At 57.1% G+C, this 14,968-nt stretch carries 12 protein-coding genes and 1 pseudogene; 10 read left to right on the forward strand and 3 right to left on the reverse strand.

Going from position 1 to position 14,968, the window contains the following annotated elements; translation table 11 throughout:
• Positions 1-117: 117 nt before the first annotated feature.
• Positions 118-270 (reverse strand): annotated as a pseudogene (locus tag HX869_RS29855) (helix-turn-helix domain-containing protein); the annotation flags it as partial.
• Between the two features lie 677 nt (positions 271-947).
• On the opposite strand from HX869_RS29855, the gene HX869_RS29860 reads away from it, so the two are divergent.
• From HX869_RS29860 to HX869_RS29875, 4 genes are all read left to right on the forward strand, one after another.
• Positions 948-2,042, forward strand: a complete 1,095-nt coding sequence (locus HX869_RS29860; protein ID WP_178904081.1) for a D-alanine--D-alanine ligase — start codon at positions 948-950, stop codon at positions 2,040-2,042.
• 11 nt (positions 2,043-2,053) lie between these two features.
• Positions 2,054-2,767, forward strand: coding sequence for an aspartate/glutamate racemase family protein (locus tag HX869_RS29865; protein ID WP_178904082.1), 714 nt, complete (start codon positions 2,054-2,056; stop codon positions 2,765-2,767).
• A gap of 4 nt (positions 2,768-2,771) precedes the next feature.
• Positions 2,772-3,617: a hypothetical protein gene (locus HX869_RS29870; protein WP_143495486.1), complete on the forward strand. Its 846-nt coding sequence runs from the start codon at positions 2,772-2,774 to the stop codon at positions 3,615-3,617.
• A 129-nt stretch (positions 3,618-3,746) separates the two neighbouring features.
• Entirely contained in the window at positions 3,747-4,229 is a 483-nt protein-coding gene (locus HX869_RS29875; RefSeq protein WP_218646349.1) for a C39 family peptidase, read from the forward strand.
• 68 nt (positions 4,230-4,297) lie between these two features.
• Here the strand turns inward: HX869_RS29875 and HX869_RS29880 are convergent, their stop codons facing one another.
• A complete protein-coding gene (locus HX869_RS29880) occupies positions 4,298-6,163 on the reverse strand; it encodes a sigma-54-dependent Fis family transcriptional regulator (RefSeq protein ID WP_177029258.1) in 1,866 nt (621 codons plus the stop codon).
• Between the two features lie 310 nt (positions 6,164-6,473).
• On the opposite strand from HX869_RS29880, the gene HX869_RS29885 reads away from it, so the two are divergent.
• From HX869_RS29885 to HX869_RS29895, 3 genes are read left to right on the forward strand one after another with little or no spacing between them, the layout of a single operon-like run.
• The gene (locus HX869_RS29885; RefSeq protein WP_003219159.1) at positions 6,474-7,451 is read left to right on the forward strand and encodes a thiamine pyrophosphate-dependent dehydrogenase E1 component subunit alpha; all 978 of its coding nucleotides are present in this window, start codon (positions 6,474-6,476) and stop codon (positions 7,449-7,451) included.
• 39 nt (positions 7,452-7,490) lie between these two features.
• Complete coding sequence (locus HX869_RS29890; RefSeq protein ID WP_003219158.1) at positions 7,491-8,510, forward strand: alpha-ketoacid dehydrogenase subunit beta; 1,020 nt, start codon at positions 7,491-7,493, stop codon at positions 8,508-8,510.
• A complete protein-coding gene (locus HX869_RS29895; protein WP_178904084.1) occupies positions 8,507-9,604 on the forward strand; it encodes an acetoin dehydrogenase dihydrolipoyllysine-residue acetyltransferase subunit in 1,098 nt (365 codons plus the stop codon). Before HX869_RS29890 ends, HX869_RS29895 begins: the two co-directional genes overlap by 4 nt.
• 141 nt (positions 9,605-9,745) lie before the next feature.
• On the opposite strand, the gene HX869_RS29900 is transcribed toward HX869_RS29895, so the two are convergent.
• Positions 9,746-10,648: a helix-turn-helix domain-containing protein gene (locus tag HX869_RS29900; RefSeq protein ID WP_102368651.1), complete on the reverse strand. Its 903-nt coding sequence runs from the start codon at positions 10,646-10,648 to the stop codon at positions 9,746-9,748.
• A gap of 140 nt (positions 10,649-10,788) precedes the next feature.
• Here HX869_RS29900 and HX869_RS29905 point away from each other — a divergent pair, with 140 nt between their 5' ends.
• The 3 genes from HX869_RS29905 to HX869_RS29915 all read left to right on the forward strand — a co-directional run bounded on the left by HX869_RS29905 (position 10,789) and on the right by HX869_RS29915 (position 14,680).
• A complete protein-coding gene (locus HX869_RS29905) occupies positions 10,789-12,147 on the forward strand; it encodes a glutamine synthetase family protein (RefSeq protein ID WP_003219154.1) in 1,359 nt (452 codons plus the stop codon).
• 149 nt (positions 12,148-12,296) lie between these two features.
• Complete coding sequence (locus HX869_RS29910; RefSeq protein ID WP_003219153.1) at positions 12,297-13,385, forward strand: polyamine ABC transporter substrate-binding protein; 1,089 nt, start codon at positions 12,297-12,299, stop codon at positions 13,383-13,385.
• Positions 13,382-14,680 (forward strand): FAD-binding oxidoreductase, encoded by a 1,299-nt coding sequence (locus HX869_RS29915; RefSeq protein ID WP_178904085.1) that lies wholly within the window; start codon positions 13,382-13,384, stop codon positions 14,678-14,680. The genes HX869_RS29910 and HX869_RS29915 overlap by 4 nt, the downstream gene beginning before the upstream one ends.
• Positions 14,681-14,968: the final 288 nt, after the last annotated feature.

Genomic DNA, 14,968 nt, shown 5'->3' on the forward strand with positions numbered 1-14,968 from the left:
GGTCAAAAAATGTGGGAGCGGGCTTGCTCGCGAAGGCGGAGTGTCAGTCACCGGAAATGTTGACTGGTACACCGCCTTCGCGAGCAAGCCCGCTCCCACATTTTTGACCGTGTTGGGTCAGTGCTTGCCGGGCATGTCGATACCCAGCTGGTTAACCCGCCGATACAAGGTCGCCCTGGAAATCCCCAACGCCTGCGCCGCCGCCAGCGGCTTCCATCGATGCCGAATCAACGCATCCAGCACCCGTTGCCGCTCCGGGCTCACGCTTTCCTGCTCTTCAACCGCAACCGCTTCATCGGGACATCTACCGATTGAATCACCTCTCACAAATCGCGCAGACATAGGCGGCGCGTGTAAGTACGCTCGCACAAAAAATATATAAGGATCAATTGAAGCTCTTTGGTGGATGTATCATCTCTGATTCTGCGAAAGTTCCGTAGGACACTACTATTGTGCCTGTAGGGGTAATGTTATCTGTTGGTGAGTAAGTTGGCCTGGAAGTTGAATTTTTATGTGATTTATCAATTGCTTTTACTTTGTTTTTTTACGTATACGTCTGATTTATAAGAGTAATTTTCTGTTGTGGTGTGGGTGGGCTTGGTTTTTTTCAAAAAAACTTCACATCTGAAGGGGTTGCATTAAGTGTTGTTTCATTGTTTTATATTTGTGCCTTCTGCTTTATATAAGTTCCAAGATTTATCTGGTACTGGTTCTTCTGAAGGTTCTTCGCCAGTTTATTTTTATCAGTATTGAGGATTTTTTTTGAATGCATGGTGGTGCTTCTTTTGAATTGTACTTCGCGATATTGATTGAATGATTTTGATAGGCTGAAATGCTTCGCCGGTTTTTAAGCTTGAGTTGCTACGTGATCAAATTTCGTTCTGATTGGTTTGCGCGGGAGCCTTGGCTATTGAGGATTTATTGTCGGCTTCCATGGAGGAAATAAAATGGGTGCTCTTAGTGTTTCGAGTAATATGGTTGAAGTGTCATTGATTTTTGGAGGGATGTCGCCGGAGCACGCCGCATCTAGGGAGTCCTTCAGCTATGTATATGATCAGTTGTGTACTGAAAATTGTGGTGTGTGTATAAATCATGTTTATTATGTTGATTCTGATAATTATGTTAGTTTTTATGATTTTGACAGAAGTTGGCACTCTCGTGACTATATGGTCTCAAAGAATGCAGTGGATTATGCGACTTTCGCAAAGCATGTATTAGGTGCCAATGGTTATATCGTTAATCTTTTGCATGGTAATTATGGGGAAGATGGGCATATTCAAGGTTTGGCTAATATTGTTGGTCTTCGTGGTACTTTTGGGCCAGTTTTGCCGTCAAGTTTGGCAATGAGCAAAATTCACATGCAGTGCTACGTATCAGGGTCGCAAAGTACTATAAAAGTACCTGCGACGTTAACGTTAACAGACGCTAAGTCTTGTTCGGCAGTCGCGGAGATAAAAAATCTCTTTGATGGGCTTAAAGTAGTCGTTAAGCCTAACTCATTGGGGGCGTCTTTGTTTACTGAGCGATATACGGTTTCCGATATTGAAATATCTATAATAGAAGATAATCTGCGCGCTATATTCAAATATGACGAAAGAGCTTTGATTCAAGAGTTTGTTGAGGGTCAAGAGTATTCTATAGGATGCATAAGGCTTAATCAAAAAGTCGTTGTCTTACCAGCCATTAGAATTGATACAAAGAGAGGCTTTTTTGGACATGAGGAGAAGCACCGGATTGGTAGCGCTGATGAGGTCCTGATGGAGGAGGATACTGTGGAGATCCTGCATATGAAGCGTGTTTCTCGGGACTTATTTGATGAGTTAGGTTTTTCACATATGTGCCGTTTTGATTACATTTTAACTCCAAGTGGTGATGTGTATTTTTTAGAGGCCAATCCAATCCCTGGGCTGATGCGTAATAGTATTCTTCCAAAAATGTTGAATGGATATGGGCTTTCCTTGGCAGATATGATACTTAACTTTGTCTCTCAGGATGATATGAAGGTTATGAGGCTTTCTAAAGTTGACTACACGATAGATTAAGGAGCAATGGCATGGAACGCATTGGTTTGATTGGAGGTGTAAGTTGGGTTTCTACAATGGAGTGTTATCGTAGGTTCAATCTGATCGCGCAGGAAGCAGGTGGGCACAAATCGGCGGATCTTATGGTGTTTAGTCTAGATTTTAGTAAAATCCTAAAGTGTCAACAAGAAGATGATTTTAAAGGTGAGTTTGAGATTCTGTTAAGTGCGGCGATTAAGTTGGAGTGTGCGGGGGTAACCAAGATATTAATATGTTCCAATACCACTAGTAAGACTTGCGACTTGCTCAAAAATAAGATTTCCATTCCGGTTATAAATGTCATAGATGCAACGATTTCCGCGGTTAAGGCCTCTGGATTCAAAAAAAAAGTAGGATTGCTGGGGACCAAGTATGTGATGGAACGTGGTTTTTATGTCGATAGATTTGGAGTGGAAGATATTGAGGTTTCTTTGCCGGAGGCGCATCTCCGTTATGCTGTCCATGCCGCGATTTATGATGACTTGTGTCTACATAATTTTTCCAAGAAAGCCAAGAGCGCGGTCTATCGAGCGATGGATAATCTGATTGATCAGGGTGTAGAAAGTTTAATATTGGGGTGTACTGAGTTGCCTTTGATTGTCGATGAACGATCAGAATATGGCGGGGTTGATTTGATTGACTCAATTGATGTGCATATTGCGGCGGCTTTAGGTCGCCAGAGAGTTTCAAGAGGCTTAGGGGGCTAGTTAATTGAGCTTCGTTCAAGGGTTAGCATTTCTGTCGATACTATTATGTGTTACTTTGAGAACTCTGTTCTTTCGAAGTGTAGCGAGTAAAGCTCTTCCAAAAACTACTGCTTGGGCGATTGGGTCTGGAACTACCTGTATTTGTTTATTGTTGTTTCCTATTGCTTGGGTAACTGGGCTGGCGAATACGGATATGCTCCTGAATGCGTCGGGAGCGATAGCGGGGCTAACTAAGGGGGGCTTGCTTACGATGCTCCTTGTTGTCCAGCAACAGATAATTGGCCGTAGCGTTTCTGCCACGGCATATATTTTTCCGATTGCAATCGGTGCGATAGTTTTTTTGGAGTATTGGCTTTTTGGTAGTCAGATATCAGGGCAGGGCATACTTTCAGTACTCGTTCTTTTTATAGGGGGGATTTGTTTTGTGATTTTTGGTCATCTGAGTTTTATGCCTCGGATTGATAAATTTAGATTCTATTTTATGATTCTCGCCGTAATAGGATTTGCTGGATGTGACAAGGTTGGAATACCAGCGTCTGGTTGGTACGTATATTTACTATATGTCGGAATTGGCAATTGGGTGTCCGCGCGATTTTTTATATATGAGAAGTCTGGAATGAGATTTGGTTTGTGGGTGATGATCGCGTTGGGATGGACCATTCCTGAGTTAATTTTTAATTTTGCGCTGGCGGGGACTCTACCAGTTAGCTATGGATATTTAGCAATTTCGATGAGAGTTCCATTGCTTATGATCGTCGCCTATTTCTTATATAAAGAAGGGCGTGCAAAATCCCAAATTTTCTTTGGGGCTATCGCTTTTTTAGGAACCGTTCCACTTTTTATTAAATGAGGTGTGTTTATGGTCGCATGCGTTCCTTATTTCTGCCAATGGGAATCCCGACTTTTGGCTGCCGATATAATTTCTGGCGAGAAGACGGTTTCTGAGGATCCGCTTTGGATAAACTCTGGAGCCCGATGCGTGGATGAGTATGCATTGTGGGCTAATCACTTATGTGGCATGGCCTGCCTTAAGATGCTTCTTGCCGCCAAGACGGGTCTCGTTCACTCAACGTTCAGCCTTCTGGAAAAGGCGTTGGCCTACGGAGCCTACGTAGTCGATGGCGAAAGTATCCATGGGATGATTTATGCGCCGGCGATTGAGATGTTAAATAAAGAATTTGGTCTGAAGGCACAGATTGTCACCGGTATCTCTGCGGAGGAGATCAAGCCGATGTTTACTGACGGTCATTTCTTTATTGCGTCTGTGCACCCTTCTATTCGATGGCCTGAGCAAGAGCCGCCAAAGAAAGGAGGTCATCTTGTATTGGTAACAGACGCAACTGATGACTTCCTGAAGTTTCATAACCCATCGGGTCATAACTCACATTCGCAGGAAAACGTCGTCATGAATGCTGAGTCCTTCGGAAGGTACTTTGCGGGTCGAGGAGTCTTAATTAGATAAGAGTAGAAGTGGTTTTTGATAACGCCTGTCTGGGGTAGGCAGCTATAAGCTGCCATTCGATGGGCTTGTCAGTGTTTTCCGGGCATGTCGATACCCAGCTGGTTAACCCGCCGATACAAGGTCGCCCTGGAAATCCCCAACGCCTGCGCCGCCGCCAGCGGCTTCCACCGATGCCGAATCAGTGCGTCCAGCACCAACTGCCGTTCCGGGCTGACGCTTTCCGATGTTTCCACCGCAACCGCGTCACCACGAACTTCCACCGGCAAATCCGCCAGTTGAATTGTCCCGCCGTCGCACACCGCACAGGCGTATGCCAATACATGCCGCAGTTGCCGCACATTCCCCGGCCAGGCATAACCCAGCAGCGACTCCAGCGCCGCTGCCGCGATCCCGACCGCAACACCGCTGTGCCGCGCCTCCTGCTCCAGAAGCCGATTGATCAATGCCAGTTTGTCCATGCGCTCGCGCAATGGCGGCACACAGAACCGCGCACAGCCCAACCGGAAATACAAATCCTCGCGAAAGCTTCCAGCACTCACCAGCGCCGCCAAGTCCCGATGGCTGGCGCAGATCACCTGGATATCGACCGCCCGGGTTTTTGCCCCGCCCAGCGGCGCCACTTCACCTTCGGCCATTACCCGCAGCAGTCGCGTCTGCAACGCCAGCGGCATGTCGCCGATCTCGTCGAGAAACAACGTGCCGCCATCGGCCTGCAACAGCAGCCCGGTCATGCCCTTGCTGGAGGCACCGGTAAATGCTCCGGCCACGTAGCCGAACAGTTCGCTCTCGATCAGGTTTTCCGGGATCGCCGCGCAGTTCACCGCCACAAAGGGGCCGTCGCGACGGGCACTGCGTTCATGCAACTGGCGGGCAAACACTTCCTTGCCGGCGCCGGTTTCGCCCTGGACCAGCACCGGCAGGTTGCGGTCCTTGACCCGCACGGCCAGGCGCAGATGTTCTTCTACTCGCGGGTCTACCTGATGACTCGAAGACACCGTCGTACGTGCAGCCTTACGCCGCGGCGCGCTGACCCGTACCTGCAACGCCCCCGGCTCGCCGAGCCAATGCAACTGCTGCGTCGATTGATCGGTCACGGCGCGCAACGCGTCCAGGTCAAACACTTCGCCGATATGCTCCGGCAATTGCCCGAAGCGCAACCTCAGGGCCTGCCGCGCCTTGCTGTTCAAGGCTTGCAGCCGCCCATCCTGATCCCACGCCAGCAGCATGTCCGGCTGGCTGTCGACGTAACCGGGCGTGCTGTGGGCCTGCAACACCCAATGTTGCCGGGCGCTGTGCATGAAAAACGCGTTCTCGATGGCCCGCGCGCTTTGCGCCACCATCTGCCGCACCAGGTGCTGGCTGCGCCGGTCATCCGGCGATTTCAGGGCGGAGGCGTCCATCACGCCCAGCAGGTTGCCCTGGGGATCAAAGATGGGTGCGGCAGAGCAGGTCAGGCCGATAAACGCCGCACGAAAGTGGTCGCGCTTGTGCACGGTGACCGCGGCCTTGCTGGTCAGCACCGTGGCCACGCCGCAGGTGCCTTCCTCGGCTTCCGACCAGCAGGTGCCCAGGTACAGGCCGGCCTTGCGGCAGTCGTTACGAATGCCGGCGTCCACACGATGGTCGATGGTCTGGCCCTGGGCGTCGGTAAGCATCACGCAGTAATCGGCGTGGCGCACCCGGTTGTGAATCTGCCCGACTTCCTCACTGGCGATGCGCATGAACAGCTCGGCGCGTTCGCGGCATTCCTTGAGCAGGGTGCTGGTGAGGATGCGCGGCCCTTGCAGGGAACCGGGGTCGAGGTGGTGCTGCTCCATGGAGCGGCGCCAGGAATCAAAAATCAGCGACGGCACCGGCGCCTGGGGCAGGCGGTCGGCGTTGCGTACCACGCGGCTGACACAGTCGACATGGTCCTTGGAGTTCACGGCGAGCATGGAAGCCTCCGGTTCTCGATCCTTGTTGTTATGCCCGCCATTAAGCGCCCATGGGCCGGGAGGAACAAGGCCGGCCTGACCAACTGCCCGAGGTGAGACGCAGCGTCTCATCCCGCCTGAGACGCTGCGGGCAGGTTGCAACGGCGCGTCTCATTGAACGGGCCACAGTGGCATGCCCGGGTCTTCCGGCAGCTGCTCTGGATCAAGGCTTTCCCAGGTTTTCCAGCATATTGGCACAGGCCGTGCTGAGTGTCTTGCAGCTGGCCTGATCCAGCCTTTTGTGTGTCGAGACAACCTGGAGAACAACAAGATGTCCACTCACCTGTCCACCGATCAATTGCTCCATGCCTACACCGTGATGCGCACCATCCGTGATTTCGAAGAACGCCTGCACGTGGAATTCGCCACCGGCGAGATTCCCGGTTTCGTGCATTTGTATGCCGGCCAGGAGGCCAGCGCCGCCGGGGTCATGGCCCACCTCAACGATGAAGATTGCATCGCCTCCAACCACCGTGGCCACGGCCATTGCATCGCCAAGGGCGTGGATGTGTTCGGCATGATGGCCGAGATCTACGGCAAGAAGACCGGGGTGTGCGGCGGCAAGGGCGGCTCCATGCACATCGCCGACCAGGAGAAGGGCATGCTCGGCGCCAACGGCATTGTGGGTGCCGGGGCGCCGCTGGCAGCCGGTGCGGCCCTGGCGGCCAAGCTCAAGGGCAGCGCGGGGGTGGCGGTCGCGTTTTTCGGCGACGGCGGCTCCAACGAGGGCGCGGTGTTTGAAGCCATGAACCTGGCCTCGATCATGAACCTGCCGTGCCTGTTCGTGGCCGAGAACAACGGTTATGCCGAAGCCACCGGGTCCGGCTGGTCGGTGGCCTGCAAGGACATTGCCGAGCGCGCCGTGGGTTTTGGCATGCCGGGGGTGATTGTCGACGGCAACGACTTTTTTGCCGTGCACGCCGCCCTCGGCGTCGCGGTAGAGCGTGCCCGCAGCGGTAAAGGGCCGACGCTGGTGGAGGTCAAACTGAGCCGTTTCTACGGCCACTTCGAAGGCGATGCGCAAACCTATCGCGGCCCGGACGAAGTGAAAAACCTGCGGGAAACCGGCGACTGCCTGAGCCTGTTTCGCCAGCGCTGCACCGCCGAAGGCTGGCTCGACGCGGCTCAGTTCGAACGCATCGACACCGAAGTCGCGCAGCTGATCGAAGACGCCGTGCGCCTGGCCAAGTCCGATCCCAAACCCCAGGCCGCCGACCTGCTCAGCGATGTCTACGTCGCCTACCGCTAACCGCCACCCACTACAAAAACAATCCGTGGAGAAGTCATCATGGCTAGAAAAATCAGCTATCAGCAGGCAATCAACGAAGCCCTGGCCCAGGAAATGCGCCGCGACCAGAGCGTGTTCATCATCGGCCAGGACGTGTCCGGCGGCACCGGTTCGCCCGGTGAACAGGACGCCTGGGGTGGCGTGCTCGGCGTCACCAAGGGGCTGTATCCGGAATTCCCCGACCGCGTGCTCGACGCGCCACTTTCCGAGGTCGGTTATGTGGGCATGGCCGTCGGTGCAGCCACCCGTGGCATGCGCCCGGTGTGCGAGTTGATGTTCGTCGACTTTATCGGCTGCTGCCTCGACCAGTTGCTCAACCAGGCGGCGAAGTTTCGCTATATGTTCGGCGGCAAGACCACCACGCCGCTGGTGGTGCGCGCCATGTACGGCGCCGGCCTGCGTGCGGCGGCCCAGCATTCGCAGATGCTCACCTCAATGTGGACGCATATTCCCGGGCTCAAGGTGGTGTGCCCGGCCACGCCCTATGACGCCAAGGGCATGCTGATCCAGGCGATCCGCGACAACGACCCGGTGATTTTTCTCGAACACAAAATGCTCTACAGCCTCCAGGGCGAAGTGCCGGAAGAGCTGTACACCGTGCCGTTCGGCGAAGCCAACTACGTGCGTGAAGGCAACGATGTAACCCTGGTGACCTACGGGCGCATGGTGCACATCGCCCTGGAAGCCGCAGCTAATCTGGCGCGCCAGGGTATCGACTGCGAAGTGTTGGACCTGCGCACCACCAGCCCGCTGGACGAAGACAGCATCCTTGAAAGCGTGGAGAAAACCGGGCGCCTGGTGGTGATCGACGAGTCCAACCCACGTTGCTCGATTGCCACGGACATCAGTGCATTGGTGGCGCAACGGGCGTTCGGCTTCCTGCGCGCGCCGATCGAAATGGTCACCGCGCCTCACACGCCGGTGCCGTTCTCCGATGCCCTGGAGGACCTGTACATCCCCAACGCGGCGAAGATCGAAGCTGCGGTGCTGAAGATCGCCGACAAGAGGAATGCCGCATGATCCATACACTGACCATGCCCAAGTGGGGGCTGTCGATGACCGAGGGCCGGGTTGATGTCTGGCTCAAGCAGCCGGGCGACCCGGTGGAGAAGGGTGAAGAAGTGCTGGATGTCGAGACCGACAAGATTTCCAGCAGTGTCGAGGCACCCTTCAGCGGGGTGCTGCGGCGGGTGTTGGCCCAGAGCGATGAGACATTGCCCGTGGGGGCATTGCTGGCAATCGTGGTGGAAGGCGAGGCCAGCGAGGCCGAGATTGATGGGGTGATCGAGGCGTTCCAGGCGGGGTTCGTTTCCAGTGCCGCCGAGGCTGAAGCCAGCGGGCCATCGGCACAGAAGGTCGAGGTGGGCGGGCGCCTGCTGCGCTATCTGGACCTCGGGGAGGGCGGCACACCGCTGGTGCTGGTGCACGGCTTTGGTGGCGACCTGAATAACTGGCTGTTCAATCACCCGGTGCTCGCGGCTGAGCGGCGGGTGATCGCCCTGGATTTGCCGGGGCATGGCGAGTCGGGCAAGTACCTGCAAACGGGCGAGCTTGAGGAGCTGAGCCAGGCGGTATTGGCACTGCTGGATTATCTGAAGGTTGACCGGGTACACCTCGCCGGGCATTCCATGGGCGGGCTGGTTTCCCTGAACCTCGCGCGGGTGGCACCGCAGCGTGTGGCGTCGTTGACCCTGATCGCCAGCGCTGGGTTGGGTACGCAGATCAACAGTGACTACCTGCAAGGTTTTATCGACGCGAGCAATCGCAATGCACTCAAGCCGCAACTGGTGCAACTGTTCAGCGATCCGGCGCTGGTGACTCGGCAGATGCTGGAAGACATGCTCAAGTTCAAGCGCCTGGAGGGTGTGGAGCAGGCGTTGCGGCAGATCACCGGAGCGTTGTTCAGCGGTGGTCGGCAATTGGTGGATTTGCGCAGTGTGGTGGGGCAGCAGCCGAGCCTGGTGATCTGGGGCAGTGAGGACGCAATCATCCCGGCGAGCCATGCCCAAGGGGTGGACGCTCAGGTGGAGATACTGCCGGGGCAGGGGCATATGGTGCAGTTGGAGGCGGCGGAGCGGGTGAATCAGTTGATGCTGGCGTTTCTTCGGACCTGATCGTTCCCACGCTCCGCGTGGGAACGATCTTCAAATGTGGGAGCGGGCTTGCTCGCGAAGGCGGTGTATCAGTGCCAGATTTATTGACTGACCCACCGCATTCGCGAGCAAGCCCGCTCCCATACAAGCCCGCTCCTACATTTACCTCTGGCGCTTCAGGGTCTCGCTGGGCAACTCCTGAAACAACGCCCGATAGCTGTTGGAAAACCGCCCCAAATGCCAGAACGACCAATTCATCGCCACCTCCGCCACGGTGGTGTCCACTGACGGCGGGTTCAACAACTCCCGCCGTGCACTGTTCAACCGGCGCAACCGCAACCACTGCGCCGGGCTCATCCCGGTATACGTCTTGAACCCGTGCTGCAACTGGCGCAACGGCACCCCGGCAATGCGCGCCAGTTGCAGCAGGTTGACGGTTTCATCCGGCACATCCGCCGCCCATTCGCCAATGCGCGCCATGATGATTCGCTCCTCGGTGCGTCGCTGCAATGAGCCCTTGTCGAGGCACACGCAGGCGTTGTCGAGGATGAACAGGCAGTCGTCCAGTAACTGCTGAGTCAGCGCATCACGACTCGGCGGGTCAAGCGTCGCCGACAGCCGCGTCAGCGTGCCGCTGAGCCAGCGGCTGAACAACGGGTTTTGCAGGGAGTTGAGCGGGGCCATGAACAACCCCTCCAGCTTCGCCACATCCAGACCATGGCGCTGGACAAACTGCGGCCCGAACACCACTGCCACTTCGCGGTAGTTTTCCGGGGTGATCCAGGTGTTGCGGCTTTCGCCATTGAGCACGTACAGCGCGTTGTCGCTGCCATCGAAACAGAACGCCAGGGAACCCGGCGGCGCGTTGAAGTTCTGCTCCACCCGGGTGTTCATCCGCTCTTCGTACACCTCGACACCTTGCAGGTCGAGGTAGCGGATCTGCCCGGCGAAATGCCCTGGGGACATCTGCTGGTACTGCTGCACCCAACCGGGTGTCGCACTGCATTGAGCGGCCACATCACCGGTGGTGAAGGCCTGTACGCGCAAAGCTGTTGCCTGTGTCATGGGTAACCTGGGCGCACTCTATTGGTGCGTTGTGGTTGGCGCAAAGTGGATAGATGCCGTTGGACGGCTGGCCCAAGATAGACCTCAATGCGCCGCGAGGGAAGCCCGCGGCGCAGCATCCAACCCATGACGAGGTCCTTATGAACGCCCCCTTCGATCAGCTGTCCGCCTGGCTGAAAGAACACAAGATTACCGAAGTCGAATGCGTGATCAGTGATTTGACTGGCATCGCACGCGGCAAGATTTCGCCCACCAACAAGTTCCTGCATGAGCGAGGCATGCGCCTGCCGGAAAGTGTGTTGCTGCAAACGGTAACCGGGGACTTTGTCGACGACGATATCTACTACGACCTGCTGGACCCGGCCGACATCGACATGATCTGCCGCCCGGTGTCCAACGCCACCTACGTGGTGCCATGGGCCATCGAGCCCACCGCCATCGTGATCCACGACACCTTCGACAAGCAGGGCAACCCCATCGAACTGTCGCCGCGCAACGTGCTGAAAAAGGTCCTGCAACTCTATACCGACCAGGGCTGGCAGCCGATTGTCGCGCCGGAGATGGAGTTCTACCTGACCCAGCGCTGCGAAGACCCGGACCTGCCGCTGAAGACCCCACTGGGCCGTTCCGGTCGCGCCGAAAGTGGCCGCCAGTCGTTCTCCATCGACGCTGCCAACGAGTTCGACCCGCTGTTCGAAGACGTCTACGACTGGTGCGAAGCCCAGGGCCTGGACCTCGACACGCTGATCCATGAAGACGGCCCGGCGCAGATGGAAATCAACTTCCGCCACGGCGACGCCCTGGACCTGGCCGACCAGATCACCGTGTTCAAACGCACTCTGCGCGAGGCTGCACTCAAGCACAACGTGGCGGCCACCTTCATGGCCAAACCGGTGGCCGACGAGCCCGGCAGCGCCATGCACCTGCACCAGAGCGTGGTGGAGATCGCCACCGGCAAGCAGGTGTTTGTCGATGAGCACGGCAACAAGAGCCAACTGTTCCTCAACCACATCGGCGGCCTGCAGAAGTACATCCCCAAGCTGCTGCCGATGTTTGCGCCTAACGTCAACTCGTTCCGCCGCTTCCTGCCGGACACCTCGGCACCGGTCAACGTCGAGTGGGGCGAAGAAAACCGCACCGTCGGCCTGCGCGTACCGAGCTCCAGCCCCGACGCCATGCGCGTGGAAAACCGCCTGCCGGGTGCCGACGCCAACCCGTACCTGGCCATCGCCGCCAGCCTGCTGTGCGGCTACCTCGGCATGATCGAAAAGGTCGAGCCCAGCGCCCCGGTGGAAGGCCGTGCCTACGAACGCCGCAACCTGAGGCTGCCGATCACCATCGAAGACGCCCTGGCGCGCATGGAAGAGTGCGACACCGTCAAGCAGTACCTGGGGGACAAGTTTGTGCGCGGCTACGTCGCGGTCAAGCGCGCCGAACACGAGAACTTCAAGCGAGTCATCAGCTCCTGGGAACGTGAATTCCTGCTGCTGAGCGTCTGACGACTCGTCCGTAGCTTAGCGAGGCTGCGTCGGGCCCACCGCAATTGTGTCTGATACAACGCTACGCAGCCTCGCCAAGGCTCGACAGCTGCTACGGGCAGAATGGCTGGATGAATACATAAAAATCAATCAAGCAAAGGGGTGTCGATATGCGTCTGGTGAAAAAGCTTCTCCCACTGGCCTTGGCGGCGTTGTTCAGCAGCGCGGGCCACGCCGCGCAGACGGTCAGTGTGTACAACTGGACCGACTACATCGGTGAGACCACCTTGGCCGACTTCCAGGCCAAGACCGGGATCAAGGTGATCTACGACGTGTTCGACTCCAATGAAACCCTGGAGGGCAAGCTGCTTGCCGGCCGTACCGGCTACGACGTGGTGGTGCCGTCCAACCACTTCCTGGCGCGCCAGGTAAAGGCCGGCGCGTTCCTCAAGCTGGACCGTTCGCAGCTACCCAACTTCAAGAACCTCGACCCCAAGCTGCTCAAGCTGCTGGAGAAAAACGACCCGGGCAACGAGCATTCGGTGCCGTACCTGTGGGGCACCAACGGCATCGGCTATAACGTGGACAAGGTCAAGCAGGTGTTGGGCATCGACCATATCGATTCGTGGGCCGTGCTGTTTGAACCGGAGAACATCAAGAAGCTCCACGAGTGCGGCGTCGCGTTCCTCGACTCGGCGGATGAACTGTTCCCGGCGATCCTCAACTACATGGGCAAGGACCCGCGCAGCGAGAATCCCGAAGACTACAAACAGGCCGAGGCCAAGCTGCTGACCCTGCGGCCGTACATCACTTATTTCCATTCCTCCAAGTACATCTCGGACCTGGCCAACGGTGATATCTGCGTCGCCTTCGGTTATTCCGGCGACGTGTTCCAGGCGGCCAACCGCGCCAAGGAAGCCAAGAACGGCGTGAACATCGCCTACTCGATTCCCAAGGAAGGCAGCAACCTGTGGTTCGACCTGCTGGCCATCCCGGCGGACGCCGCCAACCCGAAAGCCGCCCACGCCTTCATCAACTACTTGCTGGACCCTGAAGTGATCGCCAAGGTCAGCGCCAGCGTCGGCTACGCCAACCCGAACCCGGCGGCCAAGGCCTTCATGGCCCCCGAGCTGGTGAACAACCCCGAGATCTACCCGTCCCAGGAAGTGCTCGACAAACTCTACATTTCCACCACCCCGACGCCCGCCGTCATGCGCTTGATGACGCGGTCCTGGAGCAAAGTGAAGACCAACAAATGAACCGTTCCTCCTCCGACCACGCTCGTTCCTATTACCTGGCTTCGGCCAACGCCATGCCCCGGCGCCCAGCGCTGGGGGCTGACCTGACCGCCGATGTGTGTGTGATCGGCGGTGGGTTCACCGGGGTCAACACCGCCATCGAACTGGCCCAGCGCGGGCTGTCGGTGATCCTGCTGGAGGCCCGGCGGATTGGCTGGGGCGCCAGCGGGCGCAATGGCGGGCAGTTGATTCGCGGGATTGGGCATGACGTATCGGGCTTTGCCAGGTACGTGGGGGAGGAGGGCGTGCGTTACCTGCAGCAGGCCGGGATCGATTCGGTGACGCTGGTGGGGGAGCGGATTCGCGAGCACGGGATTGACTGTGATTTGCGCTGGGGGTTTTGCGAGTTGGCGAATACGCCGGCGCAGTTTGCGGCGTTTCAGGGGGAGCTGGAGAGCCTGGCTGCCTTGGGGTATGCGCCTGAAACACGGTTGGTGGCATCGCAGGATATGGCGCAGGTGGTTGGCTCAGGCTTGTATGCCGGTGGCCTGGTGGACATGGGCTCCGGGCATCTGCACCCGTTGAACCTGGTGCTGGGGGAGGCTGGAGTGGCCGAATCCCTTGGGGTGCGGATCTTTGAAGACAGCCCGGTGCTGGAGTTGATCCATGGCGACACGGTGCAGGTGCGTTGCGCGTCCGGCACCGTGCGCGCCGGTAACCTGGTGCTGGCGTGCAATGCGCATCTGGAGGAATTGGAGCCGAAGTTGAGCGGCAAGGTGCTGCCAGCGGGGAGCTACATCATTGCGACCGAGCCGCTGTCGGTTGGGGTGGCTGATCAGTTGATTCCGCAGAACCTGGCGTTGTGTGATCAGAAAGTGGGGTTGGATTATTACCGCCTTTCGGCGGATCGGCGGTTGTTGTTTGGGGGGGCTTGTCATTATTCGGGGCGTGATCCGGTGGATATCGCGGGGTATATGCGGCCGAAGATGCTCAAGGTTTTTCCGCAGTTGGTGGATACGGCGATTGAGTTTCAGTGGGGGGGGAAGATTGGGATTACGGCTAACCGGTTTCCGCAGGTGGGGCGGTTGAAGCAGCACCCGAATGTGTTCTATGCCCAGGGGTATTCGGGGCATGGCCTTAACGTGACGCATTGGTGTGCGCGGTTATTGGCGGAAGGAATTCATGCGGGGCAGAGTAAAGGGTTGGATATTTTCAGCCAGGTGCCGCATATGACGTTTCCCGGGGGGAAGGTGTTGCGTTCGCCGCTGTTGGCGTTGGGGATGTTGTGGTATCGGGTTCGGGAGATGGTGGGGTGATTGATTGGGTACATATCCGTTTCTTCGGTAACGGCCACCTATGGTTTCGCTCTTACAGCGAGTCACTTTGCAAAAGCGGCAAAGTAACCAAAGCGCTCTGCCCCGCCTGTCGGCGCCTCGCCTAGGCTCGGCGTTCCCTCACTCCGGCATTACTCCGCGGGCCGCCGCGACGGGCCATCCATGGCCCGGCGCGGCTAAACCGGCGTCCTGCCGGTTTACCCGCTGCGCAATACCTGCGTTCGGCCTCGGGCTTATTGGGGCAGTCAGATCAAAATCAAAAGCACAGCG

The organism is Pseudomonas sp. P7779 (assembly GCF_013386315.1).
Taxonomy (GTDB): Bacteria; Pseudomonadota; Gammaproteobacteria; order Pseudomonadales; family Pseudomonadaceae; genus Aquipseudomonas.

Bases quoted from the DNA above. Each gene is read 5' to 3' on its own strand.
- HX869_RS29895 (WP_178904084.1), top strand. From the start codon at position 8,507: ATGATCCATACACTGACCATGCCCAAGTGGGGGCTGTCGATGACCGAG.
- HX869_RS29865 (WP_178904082.1), top strand. From the start codon at position 2,054: ATGGAACGCATTGGTTTGATTGGAGGTGTAAGTTGGGTTTCTACAATG.
- HX869_RS29915 (WP_178904085.1), top strand. From the start codon at position 13,382: ATGAACCGTTCCTCCTCCGACCACGCTCGTTCCTATTACCTGGCTTCG.
- HX869_RS29880 (WP_177029258.1), bottom strand. From the start codon at position 6,163: ATGCTCGCCGTGAACTCCAAGGACCATGTCGACTGTGTCAGCCGCGTG.
- HX869_RS29885 (WP_003219159.1), top strand. From the start codon at position 6,474: ATGTCCACTCACCTGTCCACCGATCAATTGCTCCATGCCTACACCGTG.
- HX869_RS29905 (WP_003219154.1), top strand. From the start codon at position 10,789: ATGAACGCCCCCTTCGATCAGCTGTCCGCCTGGCTGAAAGAACACAAG.
- HX869_RS29860 (WP_178904081.1), top strand. From the start codon at position 948: ATGGGTGCTCTTAGTGTTTCGAGTAATATGGTTGAAGTGTCATTGATT.
- HX869_RS29910 (WP_003219153.1), top strand. From the start codon at position 12,297: ATGCGTCTGGTGAAAAAGCTTCTCCCACTGGCCTTGGCGGCGTTGTTC.
- HX869_RS29890 (WP_003219158.1), top strand. From the start codon at position 7,491: ATGGCTAGAAAAATCAGCTATCAGCAGGCAATCAACGAAGCCCTGGCC.
- HX869_RS29900 (WP_102368651.1), bottom strand. From the start codon at position 10,648: ATGACACAGGCAACAGCTTTGCGCGTACAGGCCTTCACCACCGGTGAT.